This window comes from Mesorhizobium sp. M1403, from assembly GCF_040317695.1.
Classification (GTDB): Bacteria; Pseudomonadota; Alphaproteobacteria; order Rhizobiales; family Rhizobiaceae; genus Mesorhizobium.
In genome coordinates, this window is sequence record NZ_JAMYKY010000002.1 from 300,002 (window position 1) to 322,995 (window position 22,994).

At 59.7% G+C, this 22,994-nt stretch carries 22 protein-coding genes, 1 tRNA gene and 2 pseudogenes; 12 read left to right on the plus strand and 13 right to left on the minus strand.

All coding sequences use genetic code 11. The features are described 5' to 3' along the window. Nucleotides 1-9: 9 nt before the first annotated feature. The 3 genes from NKH01_RS06145 to NKH01_RS06155 all read right to left on the minus strand — a co-directional run bounded on the left by NKH01_RS06145 (nucleotide 10) and on the right by NKH01_RS06155 (nucleotide 3,775). A complete protein-coding gene (locus NKH01_RS06145) occupies nucleotides 10-1,281 on the minus strand; it encodes a tetratricopeptide repeat protein (protein WP_353019517.1) in 1,272 nt (423 codons plus the stop codon). A 492-nt stretch (nucleotides 1,282-1,773) separates the two neighbouring features. Next, nucleotides 1,774-2,961, minus strand: coding sequence for a magnesium transporter (locus NKH01_RS06150; protein ID WP_353019519.1), 1,188 nt, complete (start codon nucleotides 2,959-2,961; stop codon nucleotides 1,774-1,776). 529 nt (nucleotides 2,962-3,490) lie between these two features. Beyond that, nucleotides 3,491-3,775: an N-acetylmuramidase domain-containing protein gene (locus tag NKH01_RS06155; protein WP_353019521.1), complete on the minus strand. Its 285-nt coding sequence runs from the start codon at nucleotides 3,773-3,775 to the stop codon at nucleotides 3,491-3,493. Between the two features lie 34 nt (nucleotides 3,776-3,809). Between NKH01_RS06155 and NKH01_RS06160 the strand changes: the two genes are divergently transcribed. Together NKH01_RS06160 and NKH01_RS06165 are read left to right on the plus strand one after the other, a co-directional pair. Then, the gene (locus NKH01_RS06160; protein WP_353019522.1) at nucleotides 3,810-3,932 is read left to right on the plus strand and encodes a hypothetical protein; all 123 of its coding nucleotides are present in this window, start codon (nucleotides 3,810-3,812) and stop codon (nucleotides 3,930-3,932) included. 51 nt (nucleotides 3,933-3,983) lie between these two features. After that, the gene (locus NKH01_RS06165) at nucleotides 3,984-5,954 is read left to right on the plus strand and encodes an acyltransferase family protein (RefSeq protein ID WP_353019524.1); all 1,971 of its coding nucleotides are present in this window, start codon (nucleotides 3,984-3,986) and stop codon (nucleotides 5,952-5,954) included. A gap of 720 nt (nucleotides 5,955-6,674) precedes the next feature. Here the strand turns inward: NKH01_RS06165 and NKH01_RS06170 are convergent. Next, complete coding sequence (locus NKH01_RS06170; protein ID WP_353019526.1) at nucleotides 6,675-7,025, minus strand: helix-turn-helix transcriptional regulator; 351 nt, start codon at nucleotides 7,023-7,025, stop codon at nucleotides 6,675-6,677. A 45-nt stretch (nucleotides 7,026-7,070) separates the two neighbouring features. Between NKH01_RS06170 and NKH01_RS06175 the strand changes: the two genes are divergently transcribed. Further along, nucleotides 7,071-7,724, plus strand: a complete 654-nt coding sequence (locus NKH01_RS06175; RefSeq protein ID WP_353019529.1) for a hypothetical protein — start codon at nucleotides 7,071-7,073, stop codon at nucleotides 7,722-7,724. A 112-nt stretch (nucleotides 7,725-7,836) separates the two neighbouring features. Here NKH01_RS06175 and NKH01_RS06180 read toward each other — a convergent pair whose 3' ends face one another. Further along, complete coding sequence (locus tag NKH01_RS06180) at nucleotides 7,837-10,026, minus strand: calcium-binding protein (protein ID WP_353019532.1); 2,190 nt, start codon at nucleotides 10,024-10,026, stop codon at nucleotides 7,837-7,839. 812 nt (nucleotides 10,027-10,838) lie between these two features. Here NKH01_RS06180 and NKH01_RS06185 point away from each other — a divergent pair. Further along, complete coding sequence (locus NKH01_RS06185; protein ID WP_353019535.1) at nucleotides 10,839-11,660, plus strand: FkbM family methyltransferase; 822 nt, start codon at nucleotides 10,839-10,841, stop codon at nucleotides 11,658-11,660. A 21-nt stretch (nucleotides 11,661-11,681) separates the two neighbouring features. Here the strand turns inward: NKH01_RS06185 and NKH01_RS06190 are convergent, their stop codons facing one another. The 4 genes and pseudogenes from NKH01_RS06190 to NKH01_RS06205 form a co-directional block, all read right to left on the minus strand. Continuing rightward, the gene (locus NKH01_RS06190; RefSeq protein WP_353019538.1) at nucleotides 11,682-11,897 is read right to left on the minus strand and encodes a hypothetical protein; all 216 of its coding nucleotides are present in this window, start codon (nucleotides 11,895-11,897) and stop codon (nucleotides 11,682-11,684) included. Between the two features lie 591 nt (nucleotides 11,898-12,488). Beyond that, nucleotides 12,489-13,217 carry a hypothetical protein gene (locus NKH01_RS06195; RefSeq protein ID WP_353019540.1) on the minus strand — a complete coding sequence of 243 codons (729 nt, stop codon included), beginning with the start codon at nucleotides 13,215-13,217 and terminating at the stop codon, nucleotides 12,489-12,491. Between the two features lie 40 nt (nucleotides 13,218-13,257). Continuing rightward, nucleotides 13,258-13,719: pseudogene (locus NKH01_RS06200) on the minus strand (SIS domain-containing protein); the annotation flags it as partial. Between the two features lie 95 nt (nucleotides 13,720-13,814). Continuing rightward, the gene (locus NKH01_RS06205; RefSeq protein ID WP_353019542.1) at nucleotides 13,815-14,153 is read right to left on the minus strand and encodes a VanZ family protein; all 339 of its coding nucleotides are present in this window, start codon (nucleotides 14,151-14,153) and stop codon (nucleotides 13,815-13,817) included. A 173-nt stretch (nucleotides 14,154-14,326) separates the two neighbouring features. On the opposite strand from NKH01_RS06205, the gene NKH01_RS06210 reads away from it, so the two are divergent. Then, on the plus strand, nucleotides 14,327-14,530 hold the full coding sequence (locus NKH01_RS06210) for an integrase core domain-containing protein (protein WP_353019544.1): 204 nt from the start codon (nucleotides 14,327-14,329) through the stop codon (nucleotides 14,528-14,530). Nucleotides 14,531-14,734: 204 nt separating this feature from the next. Here NKH01_RS06210 and NKH01_RS06215 read toward each other — a convergent pair. Further along, a tRNA-Gln gene (locus tag NKH01_RS06215) sits at nucleotides 14,735-14,809 on the minus strand. Nucleotides 14,810-14,932: 123 nt separating this feature from the next. Beyond that, a pseudogene (locus tag NKH01_RS06220) lies at nucleotides 14,933-15,274 on the minus strand (VOC family protein). A 186-nt stretch (nucleotides 15,275-15,460) separates the two neighbouring features. Between NKH01_RS06220 and ppdK the strand changes: the two are divergent. The 7 genes from ppdK (at nucleotide 15,461) to NKH01_RS06255 (ending at nucleotide 21,986) form a co-directional block, all read left to right on the plus strand. Beyond that, the gene (gene ppdK, locus NKH01_RS06225) at nucleotides 15,461-18,136 is read left to right on the plus strand and encodes a pyruvate, phosphate dikinase (protein ID WP_353019547.1); all 2,676 of its coding nucleotides are present in this window, start codon (nucleotides 15,461-15,463) and stop codon (nucleotides 18,134-18,136) included. 202 nt (nucleotides 18,137-18,338) lie between these two features. Continuing rightward, nucleotides 18,339-18,524: a hypothetical protein gene (locus NKH01_RS06230; protein WP_353019550.1), complete on the plus strand. Its 186-nt coding sequence runs from the start codon at nucleotides 18,339-18,341 to the stop codon at nucleotides 18,522-18,524. 497 nt (nucleotides 18,525-19,021) lie between these two features. After that, nucleotides 19,022-19,189 (plus strand): hypothetical protein, encoded by a 168-nt coding sequence (locus NKH01_RS06235; RefSeq protein ID WP_352465313.1) that lies wholly within the window; start codon nucleotides 19,022-19,024, stop codon nucleotides 19,187-19,189. A gap of 167 nt (nucleotides 19,190-19,356) precedes the next feature. Next, the gene (locus tag NKH01_RS06240) at nucleotides 19,357-19,530 is read left to right on the plus strand and encodes a hypothetical protein (RefSeq protein ID WP_353019552.1); all 174 of its coding nucleotides are present in this window, start codon (nucleotides 19,357-19,359) and stop codon (nucleotides 19,528-19,530) included. A 485-nt stretch (nucleotides 19,531-20,015) separates the two neighbouring features. Then, nucleotides 20,016-20,717: a glycosyltransferase family 9 protein gene (locus tag NKH01_RS06245; RefSeq protein ID WP_352917105.1), complete on the plus strand. Its 702-nt coding sequence runs from the start codon at nucleotides 20,016-20,018 to the stop codon at nucleotides 20,715-20,717. Next, nucleotides 20,602-21,108: a glycosyltransferase family 9 protein gene (locus NKH01_RS06250; protein WP_353019554.1), complete on the plus strand. Its 507-nt coding sequence runs from the start codon at nucleotides 20,602-20,604 to the stop codon at nucleotides 21,106-21,108. Before NKH01_RS06245 ends, NKH01_RS06250 begins: the two co-directional genes overlap by 116 nt. A gap of 140 nt (nucleotides 21,109-21,248) precedes the next feature. Next, nucleotides 21,249-21,986, plus strand: coding sequence for a polysaccharide deacetylase family protein (locus tag NKH01_RS06255; protein ID WP_353019556.1), 738 nt, complete (start codon nucleotides 21,249-21,251; stop codon nucleotides 21,984-21,986). Here the strand turns inward: NKH01_RS06255 and NKH01_RS06260 are convergent, their stop codons facing one another. Continuing rightward, entirely contained in the window at nucleotides 21,987-22,376 is a 390-nt protein-coding gene (locus NKH01_RS06260; RefSeq protein WP_353019558.1) for a DUF427 domain-containing protein, read from the minus strand. Between the two features lie 125 nt (nucleotides 22,377-22,501). Continuing rightward, on the minus strand, nucleotides 22,502-22,888 hold the full coding sequence (locus NKH01_RS06265; protein WP_352549027.1) for a hypothetical protein: 387 nt from the start codon (nucleotides 22,886-22,888) through the stop codon (nucleotides 22,502-22,504). Nucleotides 22,889-22,994 lie beyond the last annotated feature (106 nt).

A 22,994-nucleotide genomic window follows, 5' to 3' on the forward strand; every position in this document is an offset into this window, starting at 1 on the left:
CGGCCTCTTTCAATTGAGCGTCAACGTGTAGCTCATGAGCATTTCGAACGATTTTCGGTCGCGGCTGGCGATGTCGAAGTTGGTTTCGCGATAGGCAAGATCGACGCTGATCTTCTGCGACTCCGTCAGCTGAAAATCGCTTTCCGAGGCAATGCGCCAGAAGTCGCTCTTGATACTTGTGCCGATGCCGATGGACAGATCGGGAGCGTCGCTATGTCCGGCCGAGAAAGCGACCTGGTGCGACCATGCGAAAAGATCCGGTACGTTCATCAACAGGCCGCCATAGCGGACCTCGCCCGTGTAGCTGCGGCCGATTTCAGATCCGGAGGCGAAGTCATTCGAGCCGACAAAGCGCAGTCCGAGCGCCTGGCCATTGCGGAAGCGGTAGCTGCCGCCTGCCTCATAGAAAAGCCTGCTATCGGCGAAAATGCCTTGCGAGGCGCCTAGATCGATGTAGCCGCCACCGGCGAAGAGCGTCGTCTCGACCGTCGGGCGCACAAGAAAGCGCCCACTGACGCCGATGCCGGTTTCCTGGATATCGCTGTCGAAGCGATCCGTAACTGTGAACGCGGAAAGCAGCAGGCGCAGCGAATCGATCCCACTGTTGGGTAATCCCTTGTCCCAGGTGATCGCGGCGTTGCCGTGGATGAAGGTCTCCTTGCCACCCGGAACCGACAGGTCTGGCGTGAAAAAGCGCTGTGTCGCCGTCAATGACCCCGAAAGAACGAGAGCGTCGGCACTTGGCGTGCCGAGGTCCCATCGGACAAAGCCTTCCGCCCGCCCATAGGGCGAGACGAAGCTGTCGTCGTCCTGCGCCCCGCCGGGCCCAAAATCGGTAAATGCGCTGAACACGCCGCCGGTCAGGGCGAGTTCCCAGGTGACGCCACGCAACGCGCGCTCGATGCGGGCGAGCAGGCGAACAGCTTCCTGCTGCTCACTTGCGGTCAGGCCGCCGACTTCCATGCCGTACTGCACCTGCCGCCGAGCCAATTCATAGGAGCCGACATGATAGTACAACCGGCTGGCCGCCAGCCGGGCGCGCGCATCGCGGGGATATTTGATCAAATACTGCTCGATTGACGAGATCGCCTGATCGTACTGCCCGGCGTTAACGGCAACCGTGACGAATTGGGCGAGCGTTCCGTTGTCGGCCGGACTGGCGATGCGGGCTGAAAAAGCATCCTCATAGGCCGAAAAAAGACCCTGCGCGCCGGCCGGCAATACGCCGGTACAAAGCAGCGCCGCGGCGAAGCCAAAGAGAGCTGGAAACGAAGATTGCATGCCGAGAACCCACCCCAAACCCGACTAGTGCGAAGGATTTAGCACGACTACAAGAAAAAGGCGACTGAACTGTCACCAGACCATGCGAGTCTCAGCAGCTGTTGCAGCTGCGCAACAAATTATCGGCTTTATTCCTATTTCGGCTGCGCTGGTTGTCAAAACATCTTCTCAGCGTTGCTGTACGTAATTGAAGTATTCGGCACCAGTGGCAACTAACTCAAATCATCATCAGTGGCGGATCGCACAGCCGACAAGATTAATATTGTTTGCGCGATTCTGCGCGTATCTGGTCACCGAATGAGGTTTCAAGGTCACTCACGGCTCATCCAAAGGTCTTCCGTCGCGTTGCGCAAGGGGTCGGAGAGCTGCCGGAAGGTGCTTCTCACGACGTGTGCGCGATTGCGGCCTGGCCTTCGCAATTTCGTTGACCGCCGACGAGGTCAGCTTATAGGAACCCCATCTCCCCAGGGACGCGTCACCGGACGCGCCTTGCTACAGAACGAGCATGGTGGCCAGCCCCAGCATCAGACCCATGCCTACGATATCGGTCACGGTGGTGAGGAAGATCGCCGAAGCGACCGCCGGATCGGCGCCGACCCGGCGCAGGCCCAGCGGGATCAGCACGCCGGAGATTCCGGACATGAGGCACGATCCGGACATGGCGAGCAGGATCACAAGTGCCAGCATGGGCGCCTGGGCCGCCGACTCCGGTTGCCGTGAGGCGTAGAACCACATCGCCGCAGCCGCCACAAGACCGACGAGCACGCCGTTGGCGATCCCGAGCGCGCCCTCCCTCATCACCAGGTGCAGCTTCGGCCGTTTGTCTACATCGCCCAGGGCAAGGCCACGCAGCGTCATAGCCAGTGCCTGGCAGCCGGTGTTTCCGCTCTGCCCGGCCAAGACCGGTAGGAATGCCGCCAGGGCGACGATCTTCTCGATCGTGCCTGTGAACGAGCTGACCACGAAAGCGGCCATGAAGGCCGTCAGCAGGTTCAGCTGCAGCCACGGATGACGCTTCAAAAAGGCTGAAAACAGCGGCGTAAAAGAACGCTCCTCCTTCTGGACGCCCACCATCTGGCCAGACTGGGCGGAAATCTCGATGATTTGCTGCTCGAACAGCCGCCAGCCGCGGACCTGCCCGAGCAGCCGGTTCTCCGCGTCCACCACGGGATAGACCGGGTAGTGACGGCGTACCGCCGCCTTGCATGCATCGCTCAAAGAGAGAGCGACATTAAGCGCGAACGGCCTGGGCAGCATGATCTGATCGACCATCGCGTCGGCTTCGCTCAGCATCAGATCGCGCAGAACCACCAGGCCAACCAGCTTATCACCGCCCTCCGTGACGTAGAGATAAGTGAGCTCGGTCGGCACCTGGGTGCGTCTGACAGCTTCCACTGCGGCAGCAACCGTCGTGCCGACAGGGACGCTGGCGGGAATCGGGTCCATTAACTCGACGAGCGAGTCGGGGATCGCGAAATCCTTGCCACCGGTATCAGGCTTGATAGGACGCATATGCGGTGGCAGATGCTCAGCCACCTTGCGGGCGTGCCTGTCCGGCAACAATTTTAGTGTGTCGCGGATGAACTCGGGAGACTCTCGGGCAAGCAGTTCCGCCGCGTCATCAGGTGCTCGAGCACGCAGCGTGCGCACCAGCTTATCAACGTCGTTCTCTTCCTTCATCTGCCGCCGCCCCCATTGCTAGTGTCTTGCCTCTGACAGTATGACACGGATCGGATCGCTCTGTCTGGCGCGCAGTTGCCCAAGCGCCTCGATCCCGAAATCATCGCCTCGGGCGCCGAGTGCACTGAACCCAGACAAATCTGAGCTGTTGCGGCGTACATAAAGGCGGGCTGTAACGTCTGCGTGTCGCCGAGATCTTAACGTGTTGCGAACTTCACCGTTTTTTCCCAGGGTCTGCGAGCACGCCGCAACCAATCAAGACTTCAATCTTCCAAGCGGCCTGGTTTTATTAAAAGTGGCACGACACTGAAGTATCTAGCCGGACCGATGCGAATACCACAGCTTCCTGGACCACGTGATCGTCTTGAGCGGTCCGGTCGGCGCCAATAAACAATGTGAAGGCCGGACATGCTGGAAAGGCAGGGCCTGCGGAAACATATGTCGAATGTTTTGCCTCGCTCGTGGCATCGTATCGGTCCTATCCCCTCCGGACCCAACGCAGGATGCTTATGCGGCGAACTGCAATTCTTCATCCACCATCATGCCGGACACCACGTTCTGCGCGGGTCGTACCCCGCAGCCTTGAAATTCTAACCGAGAACTGTCCCAAACCCCATGAGGCGGATTTCAGCGCGGCGGTTTCATCGATTACACAAGCTGCCTTCAGGCGCGGGTAGCTGTCGCGAGGTTTTGGCTTCTCGCCCCACTCGCATACGCCAGCCCTGCCGTACGGCTGGCGCTCGCTTGGCGTCGGACAGGTTGCGGTGGAAACGGTGCGGCTCAAAGAGGATCGACGGTCGCCCCCGGTAATCAAAGCCAGACCAAATATTCACAACATCCAGGAAAGCATGGATTTCATCCTCTCCTACTCCAATGCGGATGCCGAGTTTTGGCAGGTCTACATCGTCAAGACGCTTCTCGGCGCCTTTGAAAGGAAGGTCATTGGTAAACCTCTGAGTTGTGGGGATTGACTTTTTAGGGCCGGAGCATGCTTAGATTGCCGCGATTCCAGGGGATGCGGCATGAAGTACAGAGCAGATATCAGCGGCCTTCGGGCCGTAGCTGTCGTTCCTGTGGTGCTCTATCACGCGGGGTTTTCTGCGATCAGCGGCGGGTTTGTCGGGGTCGACATCTTCTTTGTCATCTCCGGATTCCTGATCACCTCAGACATCATCGAGCGGATCTGGGGTGGCTCGTTTTCACTGGTGGAGTTCTACCACCGCCGCGTTCGCCGCATTTTCCCGGCCCTATTCGCCATGCTCGCGACCTGCTTCGTGATGGCGTGGTTTGTGCTGCCGCCGGGAGAGGTCGTCGCGTTCGCCAAGAGCGCAATTGCCGCCGCACTTTCGGCTGCGAACCTCTATTTCTACCGAAATACCGATTATTTTACTGCCGCCGCCGAATCGCTCCCGCTGCTGCATACGTGGTCGCTCGCGGTTGAGGAGCAATTTTATCTTCTATGGCCGCTGGTGATCATGATCTTTATGAGATGGTTCAAGACGTGGGCTTTGAGCTTCGTCTTGGTCTTGGGCGTTCTGTCGATCGCCGCCGCCCAGTTCTGGCTCCCGGTTGATGCACCATTCGTATTTTACATGCTCCCAACGCGGGCTTGGGAACTGCTGCTTGGCGGTCTGATCGCGCTGCCTGCAGTGCGTTCCATAAAGTTAGGCCAAACCGTCGCAGAAATCCTCTCATCCAGCGGTCTGGCGCTTATCATTGCTTCCCTGTTCACGATCGACCACGACACGCCATTCCCCGGCATCTATGCGCTCGAGCCGTGCCTTGGTGCCGGGCTTATCATCTTCGCCGGAATTCATTACCAGCCAGCCGTTTCGCGGGCGCTATCCGTTTCTCCGGCCGCTTTCGTCGGGCTGATTTCCTATTCCCTTTACCTCTGGCATTGGCCGCTGCTGGTATTTGCCGGGATCTATGAGAACCGGGAATTGCTTGTTTCCGAGCGGGCCGCGATCGTCATTGCCGCGCTGCTGATCTCGGCGCTCTCATGGCGATTTGTGGAGCGTCCCTTCCGGCAGAAGCGGGAAGCTGCCCTATGGAAATGCACGACGCCGGCCATTGGCGCCATAGGTGTGGCTTGCGGTCTTTCTCTGATCGTCATCAAGGGCGCAGGGTTCCCCAGCAGAGGCCCGGCTGCTGGTCCAGTCGTTCAGGCGGTCAAGGCAGAGAGCGCCGCGTTTCAGGCTTCAACCTGCCTCATGCGGGGCGCGCTCATCCCCAAAGCGGGCGAATGCATTCTCGGTAGCTCTCCCGCGGCTGTCGTCCTTTGGGGCGATTCTCACGCCGCTCATTTGGCTTCGTCTCTCGAGGAAGCCGCCAAGGCAACGGGCGTTGGCGTCAGGCAGATCACGAAGGCCGGGTGCGCTCCGTTTCCAGAAATGCAAATGCTCCCGTCAAGCCCAATGCGCGCCGATTGCCCAGCCTTCAATTCGGCGGCCCTCCAGTCTATCCTTGCCGATCCCAACATCAAACTGGTGATCATGGCCGGCAGGTGGAACACCTACTCCGGAGTTGGCGGAAGCTATCTATCCAAGGACGGTTCATGGCCGTCAACAGAGAGTTCAAAAGCCAACTTCACGCGGTCGATAACAGACACCGCCGCCACGCTTGCGGCCCATGGCATACAGACCGCTGTGGTAGGTCCGGCTCCAGAACCGCCTACAGACGTGCTAACCTGTCTGATCCGAGCCAACTTCCTGAAGGAGGACGGTGCGTCATGCTCCATCATGCCAGCACGCCAGCATTGGCGGAACAACCAAGTCCTCGCCGATCTGCTCCCGCCGACCGTCCAGTTCGTCCCCATAATCCCGATCTTATGCAAGGCCGAAGAGTGCCCGCTGAAAGCCGGTGATGACATCCTGTACCTCGACGCGACCCACCTTTCGCGCGCGGCTGGACATATCATCGCCCCGCTTTTCGCGAAGGAGGTGTCCTCGTCAGTTGGAGATCTGACGGCCAGTCACGTCGTCGTGCAGTAACCGGCGTCCAGTCTGTTCCGGCGACATGGCCGCTTGGCGTCACCAACTTGGACCATCGCAGAATGATCTTGCCCGCGGCTATGACAGGGACGGAATTGGCTTAAGCCGTTAGGGTTCTCTACATTAAGAGTGATTGCAAGTAAGAGTCCTCCTAAGGAGCTTGTGGCCCGCGTCCGCTTTGAGGCACTCGAGTCGTTGCGGCCCACTGCGAGTTAATGTAGGCCAACCGTGGTAGGGGTAGCCCGCCGATCGCATGCTGAAGGGGCCGAACGACGCTCAATTGCCAGAATGGCGTCGCCGTGGGATTGCCATTTCGCCGAAAGTGATCCGGACCGGCCCGGAATTCCCGCCGAATTCGTAGCAGGTGCCCACCCTCGGAGACGCGTGTGAGCAACATCATCGCAGCAGGTTTCAATTCATCTCTACCAATGGCAGGTTGGAGAGCCTTGCGGCGGACTTTCGCAGCTTTGCCGATATAGCGTCGAAGCCGTCGAACTGGGACGACGACCCTCGACCTCATAGCGGGCGGCCGTATTGTCCCTGAGGGAGCCGAGACGCTTGTGGCGCTGACCCGCCAGTTCGTTTTCCGCTACATGGTTCACGGCGTGAGCGTTGTTCGAGCTTGCCGAGAAACAGAGAGGCATTTTGGGCAAAAGCCATTATAAAACAAGGTTTACTCATGACTGATCAAGGTGCCAGACTGACTCATTTCTGTAGAGATCATCTGCCGTCAGATCGCCCCGCAAGCCGCACGCCGGGCCCGCCGCCGTTCTCGGGGATGAACTCGATACCGGCAGCCTCTAATGCTTGCCTGAGAGCTGCAATATTGTTCCGATGTGGGACCCGGGCGCCTCGCTCAAAATCAACTACGGTGGGCCGTGATACCTGGGCGGCTTCCGCGAGCTCGCTCTGACTCATCCCCAACATAGCGCGAGCGCCCCGACACTGTGCAGCAGATATTTTACTATAAGTCAAATATTTACCTCTCGCATTGACAATGCGTGCACTGTTTGTCAAATTGCCAAATAATTTAGCGACATTGTTCGCGGCCGAACAGGATGTTTCCACCATCCCGCTCGGCCTGACCACAACCCAAGCTGCTGAGGAGCTCGGATCATGGCTGATTCCGACGATAACACGACTCTGCCTTTCGTCACCCGCAGGCAAGTGCTTGCAGGAGGGATGATAACATCCACAACTGTGATGCTTGAGAACAGTGCGTTTGCCGGCAACGAAGCTGCAATGAGTATGCCGCCCGACCCAGCGCTAGCGCTCTGGCGGGAATGGCAGACAGCCCACGACCTAACCGAGCGGCTTTGCCGCAGGCAGCAGCGACTGGAAACGAGGCTTGTCGAGAGCGTCGGCTTGCCGTGTGTGACCGTCCGCCTGACCGCTGGTAAGGACGTGACGGTCCACTCGATCGAGGAGCTCAATGAAGTGCTCGGCAAAGGGCCAGATGTGGCGGCTCTTCGCCAGAAGGCCGAAGCTGATTTCGCGGCCCATCAGGCACGCTGGGACGCGGCTGCCGAGGAGACCCGTTACACCGTAGCAGTCAAAGCCGAGCGCGAGGCTGGTGAGCGGGCGCAGGATCTGCTGGAAGCGTTCTCAACCACGCCCGCCACGACGCTCGCCGGTGTGGCGGGCAAGCTCGATGCCGTGTTGCGCGAGGGTGAGGCCTGGGAGGAATGCTTCGAGTTCCCGTGGCCGCAAATCCGCTCGGCGCTCAACGATCTGGCGCGTATCGCCAAAGCTTTGGAGAAGCATTCATGACCAATCTGAGACGCTCCGCTATTGACCGGCCGGTCAAGATCACCATCGAACTGCCCGCTGACCAAAGACGGAGGGCGGACCGCTCGAGTTGAAGGTCCGCCGTTTTGGTCGCTCAGATCACAAGGAATGAACCTGCCGCAAGCGACATACCTGGAGAGAGGGTGGCGAACTGTATTTGAGCCGCGCCGCCAATCCCGTCGCTGTCGAAAGAGAGCGCTCCGGTTGAGCTGTTGTAGATGATATGGTCGGAGCTATCATGCGCGGCGGTGCCAGCAAAGAAAGCATCGGATGAAAGGCCACCCAGCTTTAGCCCGGCAAAAATGACGTGATCGAGCTGAACCTCGTCCTGGGCCTTGTTGAAGTCGGTTATCCTGTCGATATTGCCGGCTCCAAGAGCGCTATTGAATACGAAAGCATCATCGCCTCCGTTGCCGGTCAAAATGTCGGTACCGCCGCCGCCTTTGATGACATTGACACCGGCATTGCCTTGGATCGTCTGGGCGAACTCGTTGCCTGTGAGATTGATTGCCGTGGTGCCGGATGCGTTCGTGGTCGCCAAAAACTGGATCGACGAGCCGGCCGCAAGAGCATGGCTCACCGAAGCGAGCACCTTGTCCGTTCCGCTGCTTACCGCCTCAATCACCCTGTCACCGGCATTGTCGACATAATAGGTGTCATTGCCCCCATAGCCGGCCATCGTATCGGCGCCGCCGAGGCCGTTGATGACATTGGCGCCGGCATTGCCCTGGATGGTCTGGGCGAACTCGTTGCCTGTGAGATTGATTGCCGTCGTGCCGGATGCGTTCGTGGCCGCCAAAAACTGGATCGACGAGCCGGCCGCAAGAGCATGGCTCACCGAAGCGAGCACCTTGTCCGTTCCGCTGCCTACCGCCTCAATCACCCTGTCACCGGCACTGTCGACATAATAGGTGTCATTGCCCCCATAGCCGGCCATCGTATCGGCGCCGCCGAGGCCGTTGAGGACATTGGCGCCGGCATTGCCCTGGATGGTCTGGGCAAACTCGTTGCCAGTCAGGTTAGTGGCTGTCGTGCCGGACGCGTTCGTGGTCGCGAGAAGCTGGATCGATGATCCAGCAGCAAGGGCATAGCTCATCGCACTGAAGACTTTGTCAGTGCCGCCGCCTACCGCCTCAATCACCTTGTCACCGGCATTGTCGACGTAATAGGTGTCATTGCCCCCATAGCCGGCCATCTTGTCAGCGCCGCCGCCCCCGTTGATGATATTAGCGCCGGCATTGCCCTGGATGGTCTGGGCGAACGCATTGCCGGTCAGGTTGATCGCCGTCGTGCCGGACGGGCTGCTGGCGGCGAGAAGCTCGATCTCGGAGCCGGCAGCAAGGGCATGACTTACGGAGGCGAATGCTTTGTCTGTGCCGCCGCCCGCCGCTTCAACCTCCTTGTCGCGGACATCGTCGACATAATAGGTGTCATTGCCGGCATAGCCGATCATTGTGTGGCCGCCGGCCCCGTGAAACACATCGTCGCCGCTGGTGCCATACAAGGTGTCGCTTGTGTCGACGGGAGGCGGAGTGGTCCCCGTCGTCGCAAGGTTGTGGTCCCGGAAAACGGCCTGCAGTTCCGGGGAGCTCTCGAGCGCGGTGTCGCCTCGCTGCGACCCCCAGGCGTATGCGTAGTCGAAGGCGGGTGACGGAACCAGCTTGGCCCAGTGCTCCATCATGGTTTCCATCTGGGCGGCGGTGGGCACGACATATTTGCCACCCATGTCGGTGTTATACTCGCCGCCTCCAAACGCCTGGTAGCCCGGAACGATCTGGCTCGTCGGGATGCCCGATGCCTGAGCGGCGGCGACGAATTTGTCGATCATGTTGTAGTCGACCGGGCCATCCGTGCGGACGGGATAGACATCTATGCCGTAGTAATCGATACCCGTATTAGCGGGATTGTACGTGCCCCTAAAATCCGGATTCGCCGACGTCCCCAAGCTCATCATTGTGATGTAGGTCTTGGCGCCTGGAAAATGCTCATGGATCCAGTCGGATTCTGCCTTCAGATTCGCGGCAGAGGCGTAGGTACCCCACTGGCCGGTGGGATCCGGCTCGTCGACAAGGAAGAACCCAAATACGTTAGGATTGCCGAGGAAAGGAGTAACCTTGTCGATAAAGGATTGGGTTACGCCGTTGGCCTCGTCGAGGTAGACCAAGCCTTTCATGCCCTCTGGCATCTCGTTGACCTGGTCAACATATTGCACGCTAGCCAGATTGAATCCGGCTTTTGCGATGTCCGTGCCGGACCCGCCCGACGTGTAATGGAGAGTCGCCATCCATAGTCCCTCATTTTGATTCGATAGCGCCCCCGCGGATGTCTGCCTACTAGAAGGTGTATATTAGCGCCAAATCACATACCTGCACGCCCTGATAGAATGGTTGATCGGTGGCAGGATTGTCGCACCCCGGATTTGAAATTCTACCGATATGTGTCGAATTTATTATTGATGGGAAATATTTTACCGGCATTGTATGACGATATTCAGATTTGTCTTATACCAAAACTAACGTAGAAAAACAACGTAGAAGAAGAAAACTGAAAATAACTTGGGTGGTACTCTAGAAAGACCAAATTATGTCAAAAGAATTATAAGGATTCGGCGCGCCAACCACTTATTGGCGATACTGCCGAAAATTAAGCTAGAGGTATGGCCGAGTCACCGTCTCTGTGAACTCGCCTAATTTGTTGTGGACAAATGTGAGCCGGTGTTCATCTGATGGCGGATCAGATCCTCGAATGAGCGATACGGGAGATCGTCACTTTTGGCATCTGCCGCTGGGAGGCCGCTTTCTATTAGCTTTCTATTAGCAAAGTTGTGAGTAAGTGCCTCTACCTCATCGCGCCAGCAACTACGTGTCGCATCGCCCTTAGCCCGATGCTGACAGTCCGGCTCGAACCGCCGTCTGAGTTCATAGTCCAGTATCTGTGGACGAGGTTGGCGAGCGCAAAGATTTTTACGGGGCCGGTCAAAAGCCGCCGCTGGTCGGCTGCATCTCGCCGTGCTACCGCTCAACTAGTCTAGAATGCGTTGCGCGGGACGAGCTAGCCTCGCACGCAAACGCGTTCGAAAGCCGAAGGACTTACACCATGATCGCACGGACCAAATCTCCAATAATGTACAAAAACAGACCGTTAACGGCTTCGCGCATCATAGATCTCGTACGAAAGGCCGCCATCTTTACGACCCCAACCAAGTCGGTTAAGACTTTCTATGGTCCGAGGATGATGAAGCGACGGGGTGATTTGACGTTTATCGCCTCTGCGTTAGGACATTACGGATCATTTATCTCTGACAAGCTCCACGCAATCGACGGGCCGTTTGTCTTCCTTGACATTGGCGCAAATGCTGGCTTGTACAGCTTGCTCGCTGCTGCCCGGCCAGAATGTGATCAGGTCATTGCTATCGAGCCAGTTCCGTCAACGTTCTCTGTTCTGGTCCAGAACATAGCAATCAATGAAGCAGCGAAAGTAACGCCGATTTGCGGGGCTGTCTCGACCTCTGATGCGGGTTTTGTTGCTATGTCATTCGACCCTAAGCATTCTGGAGTGTCGCATGTAGTCGAGAAAACGAGGGATCGCGTGGACCATGAAGTTCTTGCATTCGTGGTCTCCCCGATGCACTTGGGTCTACTGCTTGGAAAGTCCACCGAACGTATCGTAATTAAGATTGACGTTGAAGGCAGCGAGGCAGACGTACTTACTACTATCGAGCGGGCTGGGTTGTTCCCCCGAATAACAGATGCAATAATCGAACTGTCAACGCTAAATGATAGCAGCGTTCAAAACGTTCTATCCGCGAGATCAATCATGAGCCGAAACGGCTTTATAGAAGAGACAGCCATTCCTGCTACAGCAACGTTTCACTATGACGCTTATTTCGTGCGTTCGGCTGCGCAACAACCTGATTGACTCTAGCTGTTTCGGCGCGGATCACTTGCGCCTGGCGACTTCCTTCGCCAAATCCCCGACTTCGCGGCGCAGGTCGCTGGTCTCGTCGACGAGGCGGTTCACTGCTTCGACCATGCGGTTACCTAGTTGCCTGGTCGTCTCCGCATCGAGGCGCTGCGTAACTGTCTCGACGATAGCCGCTTCGATTGACGTTAGGTGCTTGTTGACGGAGGAGCTGTCGACAATGCGCTGCGTCAAGTGTGAAGGTCTTTCCGGTGTCCAGACCTTTTTTCTGTTTTTCTCGCGCCCGCTGACTTCCAGGCCATGCGTAAGACGAACGCTGCAGCATGGAACCTATCTACGCACCGATCCACATGAGCCATTCGGGTATGCCTGCACTGTCCATCACCATTTGTCCGCTTATCCGCCGCGATCCAGTAGAGGCAGTAGAGCGCCAGCAGGGAAAGCAGGATATTGAGGCCTAGCCCGGCGCTCAAGATGCCGTGATGAAGGCCGATGCGCCAAGCGTCCAACCCATCTCGTTCTCGCCAAACTAGCGAACGAACGCATAGCCTGGGGCGGAAAAGGCGTCGCTGGGATGCAGCAACGTCGCGCTCCAGATGAACAGGTAGGAAGCGCAAAATCATTCGGAGACGCGCTCGCGAAAGCGTTCGACAATCCGGCCAGTGATCATTTCAGTTCGGTCCGGCGCGCCGCACTGGCTTCGCTGTGCCGGTCGCACTCGGCCGGCGTGTAGAGCTTAATGGCGCAGCCAGGCGCAATGCTACGGTCGATCCTGTTCTGATTGGCCACCGTCTTGCCCTCTTGCCCTGCGCGCCCGGCAAGCTGTTACCGAGGGCCGAGCGTAGCGGCGTTACACCGCTGACGTTTGAAGTCGTATACGCCGTCCGCGTCGATGCACTGGTCAAGAGACGTGCGAGCGTCAACGCCCTTATGGATCGCATCGGTATTCTCCTTTTCGATCTTGGCGCGCAGCTCGTCCGCACCTTGTGCCTGATGAGTTCGTAGCCGCCCCAGATCGCGCCGGAGGCGACGAGAATGGTTGCAGCTACGGCGATCATGCCGGCGAGCTGGCGGTTGACGCCAAGGGTGCCGGCGATGAGCGTGACGATGCCGATCACAGCGCCAGCCTCCACCACAGCACCGCGAACGCGACGCCGAGCGCCAGCCGGTGCCGAGGGCGGCGCCGGCGGCCGAGATGAGAAACTGCCTCATACCGGCACCGTGCCGAGCGCCTGGGCGAGGTGCCTTGCGGGTCACGTACCTGCGATAGGCAATGCCGCCGATGACCAGCACGGCGCTCGCACACGCCAGGACAACGACGACCTTGCCGATCAACTCGCTCGAATAGGAGAGCGGCGAGATCTGGTTCTGGAGCTCGGTCAGCGTGCCGGCCAGGCAGCCGCCGCCGATGCCGCCGCCGGTTGCCCGGTCGGCCGGAGCCAAGGAGGGCGCAACGTTGGCATCCTCGACGAACGCCTTCGCCTGGCCACCGGCGACAAAACGTGCGTCCTGCGGCACCTCGTCGGTGGCCCATGCCTTGCCGATCGAGCGCACCTCGGCGACGCGCGCAGTCCAGCCGCGGCCGAACGTCTTAGGCCAGTACGGAAAGCTGGCAGGTGAACGCCTTGGTCGAGGCGACGCCGATCTTCATGCCAGCCTTGCGGCAGTAGCGCAGCGACGCCAGCGTGTCGGCGGTCTCACCCGATTGCGAGATGAAGAAAGCGGCATCGTTCTTCGACAGCGGCATCTCGCGGTAGCGGAACTCCGAAGTGACATCGATGTCGACCGGCAGCCGCGCATAGCGCTCGAACCAGTATTTGCTGATCAGCCCGGCGAGATAAGCGGTGCCGCAGGCCGAGATCGCCAGCCGGTCGATCTTGGCGAAATCGAATGGCAGCTCGAGCGGCTTCGAGACGCCGCCGACGAAATCAACATAATGCGCCAGCGTGTGCGAGATCACTTCCGGCTGCTCCCAATCTGTTCTCTCGGCTTGCTTGACGTGGCCCAGTGCACTATTCACCAGGCCAAGCGTAACGGCGGCCGCTTCAAGTGGTCGTCATGGCGAATGAGCGCGATTTCACACACATTGAAGACCTTGTGGTCATCACATGGTGAACAATCCACGATATGGAGGCAGGGATGAGATGATTCTTAGACTGCCTGTCGAGTGAGTAGATTGGCACAGCTGAGGGTTACCAGGCCGCACACGATTCCAATGCTATCGGCAGCTAAATCAAGCATATTAAGATCCCGTCTTACGCTGGTGCCTTGAAGGACTTCGATGACGGCGACAATCAAAGCCAGGGAAATTATCAGAGTTGTTTTGCGTTCAGGCCAACCAAGGCCGCCGACAAACATCAACACGGCAAAAGCGATCCGGTGATTTAGTTTGTCGTAATGGAAACCTGCGTCCAGTCCGAATTCCTTAAGAGGAGACACAAGCAGAAGCGCTAGCACAACAACCGCAAGAAGCGTAACGAAAAAAGCCATTCTCACGGTGACCGAGTGCGATCTCATTTTGTTCAACAATGGTCCCTCGCAACTGAGCCTTGGCAGGAGGGGCCCAACAACATGATCTGGCACAAATCTTCCCTGCAACAATCGCACCGCATGTCGCTAAAATCGACTGAACTTGCTGCCACGGCTATCACAGCGATCGCGATGTGCAGTATGCCTGTGCCGAGTACACCGCACGACTTGCGGCACACGACATCCAGCCGAGCATGAGCCGGGTGGGCAATCCCTACGACAATGCCAAGGCCGAGCGCTTCATGCGAACGTTGAAGGAGGAGGAAGCCGACGGCCGAGCCTATCGCGACATCGGCGATGCAAGGAACAGGATCGGCGAATTCATCGACGCCGTGTAAAACAAGCAGCGCCTACATTCCGCGATCAATTATCGATCGCCGGATGAATATGAAGCCAGCCTAATGCGGTTGCGGCGGGAAGCCCGTGCCGCAATCTTAGAAACGGAGAACTGTTACTGATCTCTGTCTCCCCCGAGGGGTGCACTTCGCCATGTCTTAGGTACAATCTGTCACCCATGTGTCCAGAATGGACCCTCTGAGAATTGGCTGGGGCGCCAGGATTCGAACCTGGGAATGTCGGTACCAAAAACCGATGCCTTACCACTTGGCGACGCCCCAACAGCCGGAGCGTGCCCGCTGTGCGCGCGGCCTTATAGGACGAGCCGGGAGAAAGCTCAATGCCGACATATCGACTATGCGCGACCGCCCCACCAGTTTTGCAAAGCGTCGCGTTGAACGGGCCTATTCACCCCGCGCCGCCATTTCATTGCCAGCCGGATCGACGAAATGGAGCCGCCTGCCGCCGGGCAATGAAAAGATCGCCTTGACGACGGTGCCGCCGGTATTCTCGACGGCGCTCAATGTTTTCTCCAGCCTTTCGGAATAGAGCACGGGCGGCTTGCCCGGTGCATCTTGGCCATCCGCCTGAAATCAGCCGTCCGGCCCTTCGGCAAAGGCTGAATAGGTCGGCCAGTAATCCGTGAACGACCACGAGAAGGCCCCGCTTTAGAAAGCCTTCACGCTGTCCAGCGTGCCGCCCGTCGCCGGCATTTCCAGATAATCGAGCCTTCCGGTCATTCTCATAGTTCTGCGCTTTGTTCATGGTATGTTCTAAAACAAAGCTTTCCAAAAAGCAAGTCTTTTCGGCGCAGCTTTTCCTTAATCGATTGTAGAGGCCGGCCGGCTTGGCCGATGCCTTGCCTTTCGCACTGCAGCGTCATATCGCTCGATTTGCCTATATTTCCAATCTCCTGCAACCGGGGAGCAAGCATGACCAAGTGGGTCTACACCTTTGGCGACGGCGCCGCGGAAGGCCGTGCCGGCGACCGCAATCTGCTCGGCGGCAAGGGTGCCAATCTTGCCGAAATGTGCAGCCTGGGCCTGCCGGTGCCACCGGGCTTCACCATCACCACCGAGGTCTGCAACGCCTATTACGCCAATGGCCACACCTATCCGCCCTCGCTGCAAGCGGATGTTGCGGTCGCGCTTGACCACATCGGCCGGCTGACCGGGCGCCGCTTCGGCGATCCCTCGAAACTGCTCTTGGTGTCGGTGCGCTCCGGCGCCCGCGCTTCCATGCCCGGCATGATGGACACCGTGCTCAATCTCGGCCTGAACGATGAGACGGTCGAAGCACTGGCCGCCGATTCAGGCGATCCGCGCTTTGCCTATGACAGCTACCGCCGTTTCATCCAGATGTATTCCGATGTCGTCATGGGGCTCGACCATGAGGTGTTCGAGGAAATCCTCGAAGACCAGAAGGGCGGGCTTGGCCATGAGCTCGACACCGAGCTGACAGCCATCGAATGGCAAGGCGTGATTGCGCTCTATAAGGCGAAGGTCGAGGAGGAGCTCGGCAAGCCGTTTCCGCAGGATCCGCATGAGCAGCTTTGGGGCGCCATCGGCGCGGTGTTTTCCAGCTGGATGAACAACCGCGCGATCACCTATCGGCGCCTGCACGACATTCCCGAAAGCTGGGGCACTGCGGTCAATGTCCAGGCCATGGTCTTCGGCAATATGGGCGATACCTCGGCCACCGGCGTTGCCTTCACGCGCAATCCGTCGACCGGCGAAAAGCAGCTCTATGGCGAGTTCCTGGTCAATGCGCAGGGCGAGGATGTCGTTGCCGGCATCCGCACGCCGCAAAACATCACCGAGGCGGCGCGCATTGCGGCCGGCTCCGACAAGCCGTCGCTGCAGAAACTGATGCCGGACGCCTTCCAGGCTTTCGTCAGTATCTCCGACCGCCTGGAAAAGCACTACCGCGACATGCAGGATCTCGAATTTACCATCGAGCGCGGCAAATTGTGGATGCTGCAGACCAGGTCAGGCAAGCGCACCGCCAAGGCGGCGCTGAAGATTGCCGTCGACATGGCCAGGGATGGACTGATTTCGAAAGAAGAGGCCGTCGCCCGCATCGATCCGGCCTCGCTCGACCAGTTGCTCCATCCGACAATCGATCCAAAAGCGGCGCGCGACATTATCGGCGTCGGCCTGCCGGCCTCGCCGGGCGCTGCGACCGGCGAGATGGTGTTTTCATCGAACGACGCCGAGGAGGCCAAGACGCAAGGCCGCAAGGCGATCCTGGTGCGCATCGAGACCAGCCCCGAAGACATCCATGGCATGCACGCGGCCGAAGGCATCCTGACGACGCGCGGCGGCATGACCAGCCACGCCGCCGTGGTGGCGCGCGGCATGGGCAAGCCTTGCGTTTCGGGCGCCGGCTCGCTGCGCGTCGACTACAAGGCCGGCACGCTGATGGCGATGGGAGCGACGTTCCGCAAGGGCGATATCATCACGATCGACGGCGGCAACGGCCAGGTACTGAAGGGCGCCGTACCGATGCTGCAGCCTGAACTCTCGGGCGATTTCGCCGCCATCATGGAATGGGCCGACGGCGCGCGCCGCATGAAGGTGCGCACCAACGCCGAGACGCCGCTGGATGCGCGCATGGCGCGCTCCTTCGGCGCCGAAGGCATCGGCCTTTGCCGCACCGAGCATATGTTCTTCGACGGCGACCGCATCATTGCCATGCGCGAGATGATCCTGGCCGATACGGAAAAGGACCGGCGAACGGCGCTGGCCAAGCTGTTGCCGATGCAGCGCTCGGATTTCCTCGAACTGTTCGAGATCATGGCCGGCCTGCCGGTAACGATCCGCCTGCTCGATCCGCCGCTGCACGAATTCCTGCCCAAGACCGAGGAGGAGGTGGCCGAAGTCGCCGCCGCCATGAACGTGTCGCCGGACAAGCTCCGGCGGCGCACCGAAGCGCTGCACGAGTTCAATCCGATGCTCGGCCATCGCGGCTGCCGGCTTGCCGTCTCGTATCCCGAAATCGCCGAGATGCAGGCGCGCGCCATTTTCGAGGCGGCCGTCGAGGCCGGCAGGAAGGCCGGCGCGCTGGTGGTGCCGGAGATCATGGTGCCGCTGGTCGGGCTGGTGAAGGAGCTCGACTTCGTCAAGGCACGCATCGATGCCGTTGCCAAAAGCGTGATGGAGGAGACCGGCGTCAAGATCGGTTATCTGACCGGCACGATGATCGAACTGCCGCGCGCCGCGATCCGCGCTCACGTCATAGCCGAGGCGGCCGAATTCTTCTCCTTCGGCACCAACGATTTGACCCAGACCACCTTCGGCATCTCGCGCGACGACGCGGCCTCGTTCCTCGAGACCTACCGGCAAAAAGGCATCATCGAGCAGGATCCGTTCGTGTCGCTCGACATAGAGGGCGTCGGCGAGCTGGTGCGGATGGCGGCCGAGAAGGGCAGGGCGACGCGGCCCGACATCAAGCTCGGCATTTGCGGCGAACATGGCGGCGACCCAGCCTCGATCCATTTCTGCGAGAAGGTCGGCCTCGACTATGTCTCGTGCTCACCCTACCGCGTGCCAATAGCCAGGCTGGCTGCTGCGCAGGCGGCAGTGCAAGCTGTAAAAGTCGGAGCGTGAATAGAGACCAAAGATGTCGGACAGACACGCTGGCGAACCATCGATCCATGGAAATGCCTGCCGCCCGACGTCGGACGTGGCACGCGCCGCGATCTTTGGAGCGTGACGGCCTGCTTGCAGCACTGGCTAATGGACTCCTCCGCGCACCAAGGAAGGTTGATGTTTTCGACCCGCCGTGTGAAATGGCCGCGGGATGGTGCACATGTCTGATGATGAACAAACCGCTGCGACCCGCTGGTCGGTGAGGTCCGAGCTCCGCGCAGTCGGTCGCGACAAGCCGCTGCTGCTGGTGCTGGCGGCGATCCTCTGCCTTTATTGTGCGTTTATCGCCGGTCCGATCGTCTATGTGGTGCTGGCCATCAACGGCATTGCGGATTTCTTCAAATGAAGCCGGTTCCGGCGATCTCGCTGTGGTCCGGCGCGCTGCGTCTACCGGCCCCGAAATTGCTCGACCTGGACGAAATTACTTAGCCGGGATGAAACCGTTCCCGTCTATCGTTCGTACCTTGGGGGGTACGGGGAGGACACGTGACAATAAGAATCAGGCTTCCGGGCGGGACTTTGAAGATCAAGAAAAGGGACGAGCTGCGGCGTCGCGAGCAGAAGCGCGAGTTGCCGGTTTGGCAGGTCGGCAATTACTTCGTCATCTGGTGGCCGAGCGGGATGTCCGATCGCCCATCCTCGACCAACAAATCCTCGCCCAGGAAATAGCCCGCACCCGACGATCCCGACTGGACATGACGCTTCATGCAGGATCAGGAACCGCCGTGCGGGCCAAACCTCCGAAGACCGCTCGCCAAGTCCCAGAAAAAGTCAGCGGGCAGGCGTTGACTCTTCCGCCACGGAAGGCGATGCTGCATTGCACAACTTGGGGCGGCGGAAGCGATGGCAGTGCGTATCAGAATGCCGGGCGGCACGCTGAAGGTGAAAGTGTACCGCGAATTGCGCGATCGCGAGCGCGCCCGCCGCATTCCCGTCGTCAAGATCGGCCGGCTTTATTTCACCTGGTGGTCGAACCGCCAGCGCCTGGTTGACGATCAGTCGCCAGGGTGACGCCTCGATTCTTTCGGCCTGGCATGCGCCTGGGAAAGCCCGCCCCGGCCTCAGCAGGCCAGCTTGCAAAATAAGTTGATGAGGGTGCTGTTGACTCGTCCGTAGCGGAGGTCTCTACCTACCGCATTGCACGAAAATTGCTGCGTTGCACAACGGGAGTTGGACCGATGGCGGTGCGTATCAGGTTGCCTGGCGGCACTCTGAAGATGAAGACCTACCGTGAGTTGCGGGCTCGGGAACGCGACCGCCGCGTGCCTGTGATGAAGATGGGCTCGCTGTATTTTGTCTGGTGGTCGAAAAGCCAGGACCTGCATCAGAAGACGCAGGACAAACTCCGGTGAACATTCATTTCGTTCTGGCCATGATCAGTGTTTGCGTGGGAGTCAGAGTTCGAGCATGTAACAGCCGGTCGTGAAGCTGGGCTCGTGCGATTTTTAGCTGTGTGGGCAAAGAACAGTGCTGCTGGTTGAACGCGAACAAGACTTTTCGCGTGGCGGTTGGAGGTCAACCCGCTTTGTTGGCGCACCGCGTGAGCTCTTTCACGCACTGCCAAGGCCATGGAGCACGCACCGTAGCCTGGCTCCGTGAGGTCGGTCTTGGACGCGGCCTCGACTTAAATCTGATCGATCATGAACCGATAGATTCGCCGCGCTAGCGCGGTGTAGGCTGCAAAGAACGGCCGCGGATAGGGGTTGGAGTCCACCGGCATCTGACCTTACCGATTTGTAACCGAATTCACGCGAACGTGCGTGTGTGTCGGCTCCAAATCCCGACATCGTTTCTGCCCAGTTTCCGGCCCCCGAACCCGCTCCGGTGCCAGAAACAGATGTTGCAGAACCCGCCCACGCACGTCCGCTCGATTCTCATCCTCCAGACGAAATTCATCGGCGATCTCGTCCTCGCCTCCGCGCTCGCCAGAAACCTGCGCCTCGAATATCCAAAGGCCAGGATCGTGTTCCTTTGCGAGGCGAGCTTTGCCAGTTTCCTGACGGCTCATGACATCGCCTCGGACGTGGTGGCGTTCCGGCGCGCCCGGATGCGTGGCACCCCACTGGAGCGTGGTCGCGAGCTTTACGCGATGGTGCGCGCTCTGCGCCGATTCCGGTTTGACCTGACCATCGACCTGGCCGATTCCAAAACCTCACGCATCATCGTCAGGCTCGTCAACGCCAAGACCCGCGTCGGATATGATCCTCCCGAAAAACCGTTGCGCTGGCTGGAACGCCAGCCCGCCAACGTCTTGGCCAAGCCGTTTGGCTTTGGTGGCCAGCATTATCTCTGCCGCTATCTATCGCCTCTTGAGGCGCTTGGCGTAGAGGTGCGTGCGCAGGAGCCGCTGCCGCTGGAGACCGCCAAGGCATTGGCGCTTTTCGACCGGCATCATCTCCGGCGTAACGCCTTCATAGCCGTTCATGCGGGAGCGAGCTTCCGGGGGCGGCAATGGCAACCGGAGCGTTTTGCCCTGGCGATCGACGAGCTCTCGCGACAGACCGGGTTGGACTTCCTGCCTTGTCGGCGGCCCCGGTGAACGGGCATCTGCCGAGCGCATTGTCGCCAAGGCCGCTTCGCCGGTCGTCAACGTGGTCGGGGCGCTGTCGCTGGCAACGCTGCTGGCGGTCCTCGGCCAGGCACGCCTGTTTCTGGGGAACGAGAGTGGCCCGATGCACATGGCCGCCGCCGCGGGAACGCCGGTTGTCGGCCTCTTCGGCCTGACCGACCCCGCAGTTTGGGGTCCTGTCGGCGTGGTCAGTGTTACGCCGCGGCCCTCCATGCCTTGCAAGTGCATAGCCACGGACCTGTGCCGCCGTCCCGATCCAAGCAAGGCCTGCTGCGTCTGGCGACTTGAGGTCAAAGCAGTGGTCGACGCGGTGCGCGCGATCCTTTCACATGCGGTTAAGGACGTAGAGCACGCATTGTGACCTCGCGCTTGCCAAAGGTCAGGCCGGCGGTCAAATTGCCGCTGCCGACGCTTTTGCAGGGGCATCGTCCCGATTTCCGCCTTGATGCCGGTCTTGGGGTCGCCGCTTCAACTTTGATTCGGCCGACCAGGAAATAATCGATGCGCCTGTTCCAAAAGGATTTTTGCGCCGTTGCGATGTCGCTGTGGGCTGTCTCTCCTGGCAACGCCCAGTCGCTCGTCGCACCGACGCTGCACATCAAGGCCGAGGAGGGCAGCGGCCGCGTCGCGCTGACGCTCGATGCGTGCGGCGGAAGGACCGACACACGGATTCTCTCGGCGCTGGTGGAAAACAAGATTCCCGCCACCATTTTCGTCACCGGCATCTGGCTGAAGCACAACGCCGCCGCCGTTGCGATCATGCGGGCGCATCCCGAACTGTTTGAATTGGAAAACCATGGCGGCCGCCACGTCCCGGCCGTCGACACGCCGCAAAAGATCTACGGCATTCGCAGTGCCGGCAGCCCGGAGGCCGTGCTGGCCGAGGTCGAATCGGGTGCTGCCGCTCTTGCCGTGACCGGCGAGCCGGCGCCGAAATGGTTTCGCGGCGCAACCGCCGAATACAGCCCCTCGGCAATCGCGATGATACGCAAGCTTGGCTTCAAGATCGCCGGATTCTCAATCAACGGCGACGGCGGCTCATTGCTCGGCGCAAAAGAGACCGCCCGGCGGATTGCCGCGGCAAAGGACGGCGACGTCATCATCGCTCATATCAACCAGCCGACCCATACGGCCGGCGAAGGCGTGGTGCAGGGACTTCGGGCGCTGAAGGCCAAGGGCCTCACCTTCGTGCGGCTCGACGATGCCGACGGCGTCGGCGATGAAGGCACCACCGACTGATCAGTCGGGCGTGGTCTCGATGGTCACCTTGTTCGGATAGAACGCGCCGTGGTCGCGGATATCGGCCATCTCGTCGAACGGTCGCTCATAAGCCCACATCGCATCCTCGCCTGCATCGCCGGCGGGCAGCACGCTCCAATAGCTGGCATCGCCCTTATAGGGGCAATAGGTCGAGTGTTCCGTCTTGCCAAGCTGCTTGAAGTCGATGTCGTCGAACGGAATGTAGAAAACAGGCGAATAGGGCGATTCGGTCAGCACCTTGACCTTGCTGGACGAGGCGAGGACGGTATCGCCGGCGCGCACCGTCACGGTACCCTTGTAAGGCTCGATAGTGATGATCTTGCCCGGATTGCGCTGAAAGCCGGGTGACGGGTTTGCGATCTGGTCCATGTCGGATCTCCTTGCCTCACCGTCAAAATGTGTCTGGCAAGAGCCTTGCGCAAGACCTGCCTGCCACCAGGCGGGCGTCGCCCGCGGGGGGAAGTCTCGCCTCTTTCTTCCGCTTCGCCGAAAACTCAGGCGGCGGCCTGGAATGCGTCCATCAGCCCTGCATAGGCGGCGGCAATGCCGGCCACCGGATTGGTGCTTTTCGAGGTGGTCTCGACCTTCAGCGCACCACCGCTGGCAGGCAAGGTGAGCAGCAGGAACTGGCGATTGCCGACATCGCCGACGCAGGCGGCAGCGACGTGCTGGCTTTCGCCCTCGTTCTCGACGCACATCTTGAACAAGAGCGTGCCGCCGACCGCTTCGAGGGCGCCACCGACGACCTCGACGAATTCATCTTCGGAAACGGTTTTGGCGTCGGGCACCAGATCGGCCTGCGCGACATCGGCCGCCACCAGATCGGCCAGACTTTCGGCAAGCGTATTTTCGAGGGTTTTGTCGTCGAGCTGCGCGTCCATGCGAACCTCTTTCATTCGCCAATCGCGCCCCGCCTGTTAATCAACGTTAACGCCGAGCATGGCCGGATTGTGGCGAATTTCGCCTCATTTGGCTCTATGCACCGCT

Excerpts from the sequence above, each read along its gene's own strand:
- NKH01_RS06145 (WP_353019517.1), bottom strand. The coding sequence starts at position 1,281 with ATGCAATCTTCGTTTCCAGCTCTCTTTGGCTTCGCCGCGGCGCTGCTT.
- NKH01_RS06150 (WP_353019519.1), bottom strand. The coding sequence starts at position 2,961 with ATGAAGGAAGAGAACGACGTTGATAAGCTGGTGCGCACGCTGCGTGCT.
- NKH01_RS06160 (WP_353019522.1), top strand. The coding sequence starts at position 3,810 with ATGGATTTCATCCTCTCCTACTCCAATGCGGATGCCGAGTTTTGGCAG.
- NKH01_RS06165 (WP_353019524.1), top strand. The coding sequence starts at position 3,984 with ATGAAGTACAGAGCAGATATCAGCGGCCTTCGGGCCGTAGCTGTCGTT.
- NKH01_RS06170 (WP_353019526.1), bottom strand. The coding sequence starts at position 7,025 with ATGGTGGAAACATCCTGTTCGGCCGCGAACAATGTCGCTAAATTATTT.
- NKH01_RS06175 (WP_353019529.1), top strand. The coding sequence starts at position 7,071 with ATGGCTGATTCCGACGATAACACGACTCTGCCTTTCGTCACCCGCAGG.
- NKH01_RS06180 (WP_353019532.1), bottom strand. The coding sequence starts at position 10,026 with ATGGCGACTCTCCATTACACGTCGGGCGGGTCCGGCACGGACATCGCA.
- NKH01_RS06185 (WP_353019535.1), top strand. The coding sequence starts at position 10,839 with ATGATCGCACGGACCAAATCTCCAATAATGTACAAAAACAGACCGTTA.
- NKH01_RS06205 (WP_353019542.1), bottom strand. The coding sequence starts at position 14,153 with ATGGCTTTTTTCGTTACGCTTCTTGCGGTTGTTGTGCTAGCGCTTCTG.
- ppdK (WP_353019547.1), top strand. The coding sequence starts at position 15,461 with ATGACCAAGTGGGTCTACACCTTTGGCGACGGCGCCGCGGAAGGCCGT.
- NKH01_RS06230 (WP_353019550.1), top strand. The coding sequence starts at position 18,339 with ATGTCTGATGATGAACAAACCGCTGCGACCCGCTGGTCGGTGAGGTCC.
- NKH01_RS06235 (WP_352465313.1), top strand. The coding sequence starts at position 19,022 with ATGGCAGTGCGTATCAGAATGCCGGGCGGCACGCTGAAGGTGAAAGTG.
- NKH01_RS06240 (WP_353019552.1), top strand. The coding sequence starts at position 19,357 with ATGGCGGTGCGTATCAGGTTGCCTGGCGGCACTCTGAAGATGAAGACC.
- NKH01_RS06245 (WP_352917105.1), top strand. The coding sequence starts at position 20,016 with ATGTTGCAGAACCCGCCCACGCACGTCCGCTCGATTCTCATCCTCCAG.
- NKH01_RS06250 (WP_353019554.1), top strand. The coding sequence starts at position 20,602 with ATGCGGGAGCGAGCTTCCGGGGGCGGCAATGGCAACCGGAGCGTTTTG.
- NKH01_RS06255 (WP_353019556.1), top strand. The coding sequence starts at position 21,249 with ATGCGCCTGTTCCAAAAGGATTTTTGCGCCGTTGCGATGTCGCTGTGG.
- NKH01_RS06260 (WP_353019558.1), bottom strand. The coding sequence starts at position 22,376 with ATGGACCAGATCGCAAACCCGTCACCCGGCTTTCAGCGCAATCCGGGC.
- NKH01_RS06265 (WP_352549027.1), bottom strand. The coding sequence starts at position 22,888 with ATGGACGCGCAGCTCGACGACAAAACCCTCGAAAATACGCTTGCCGAA.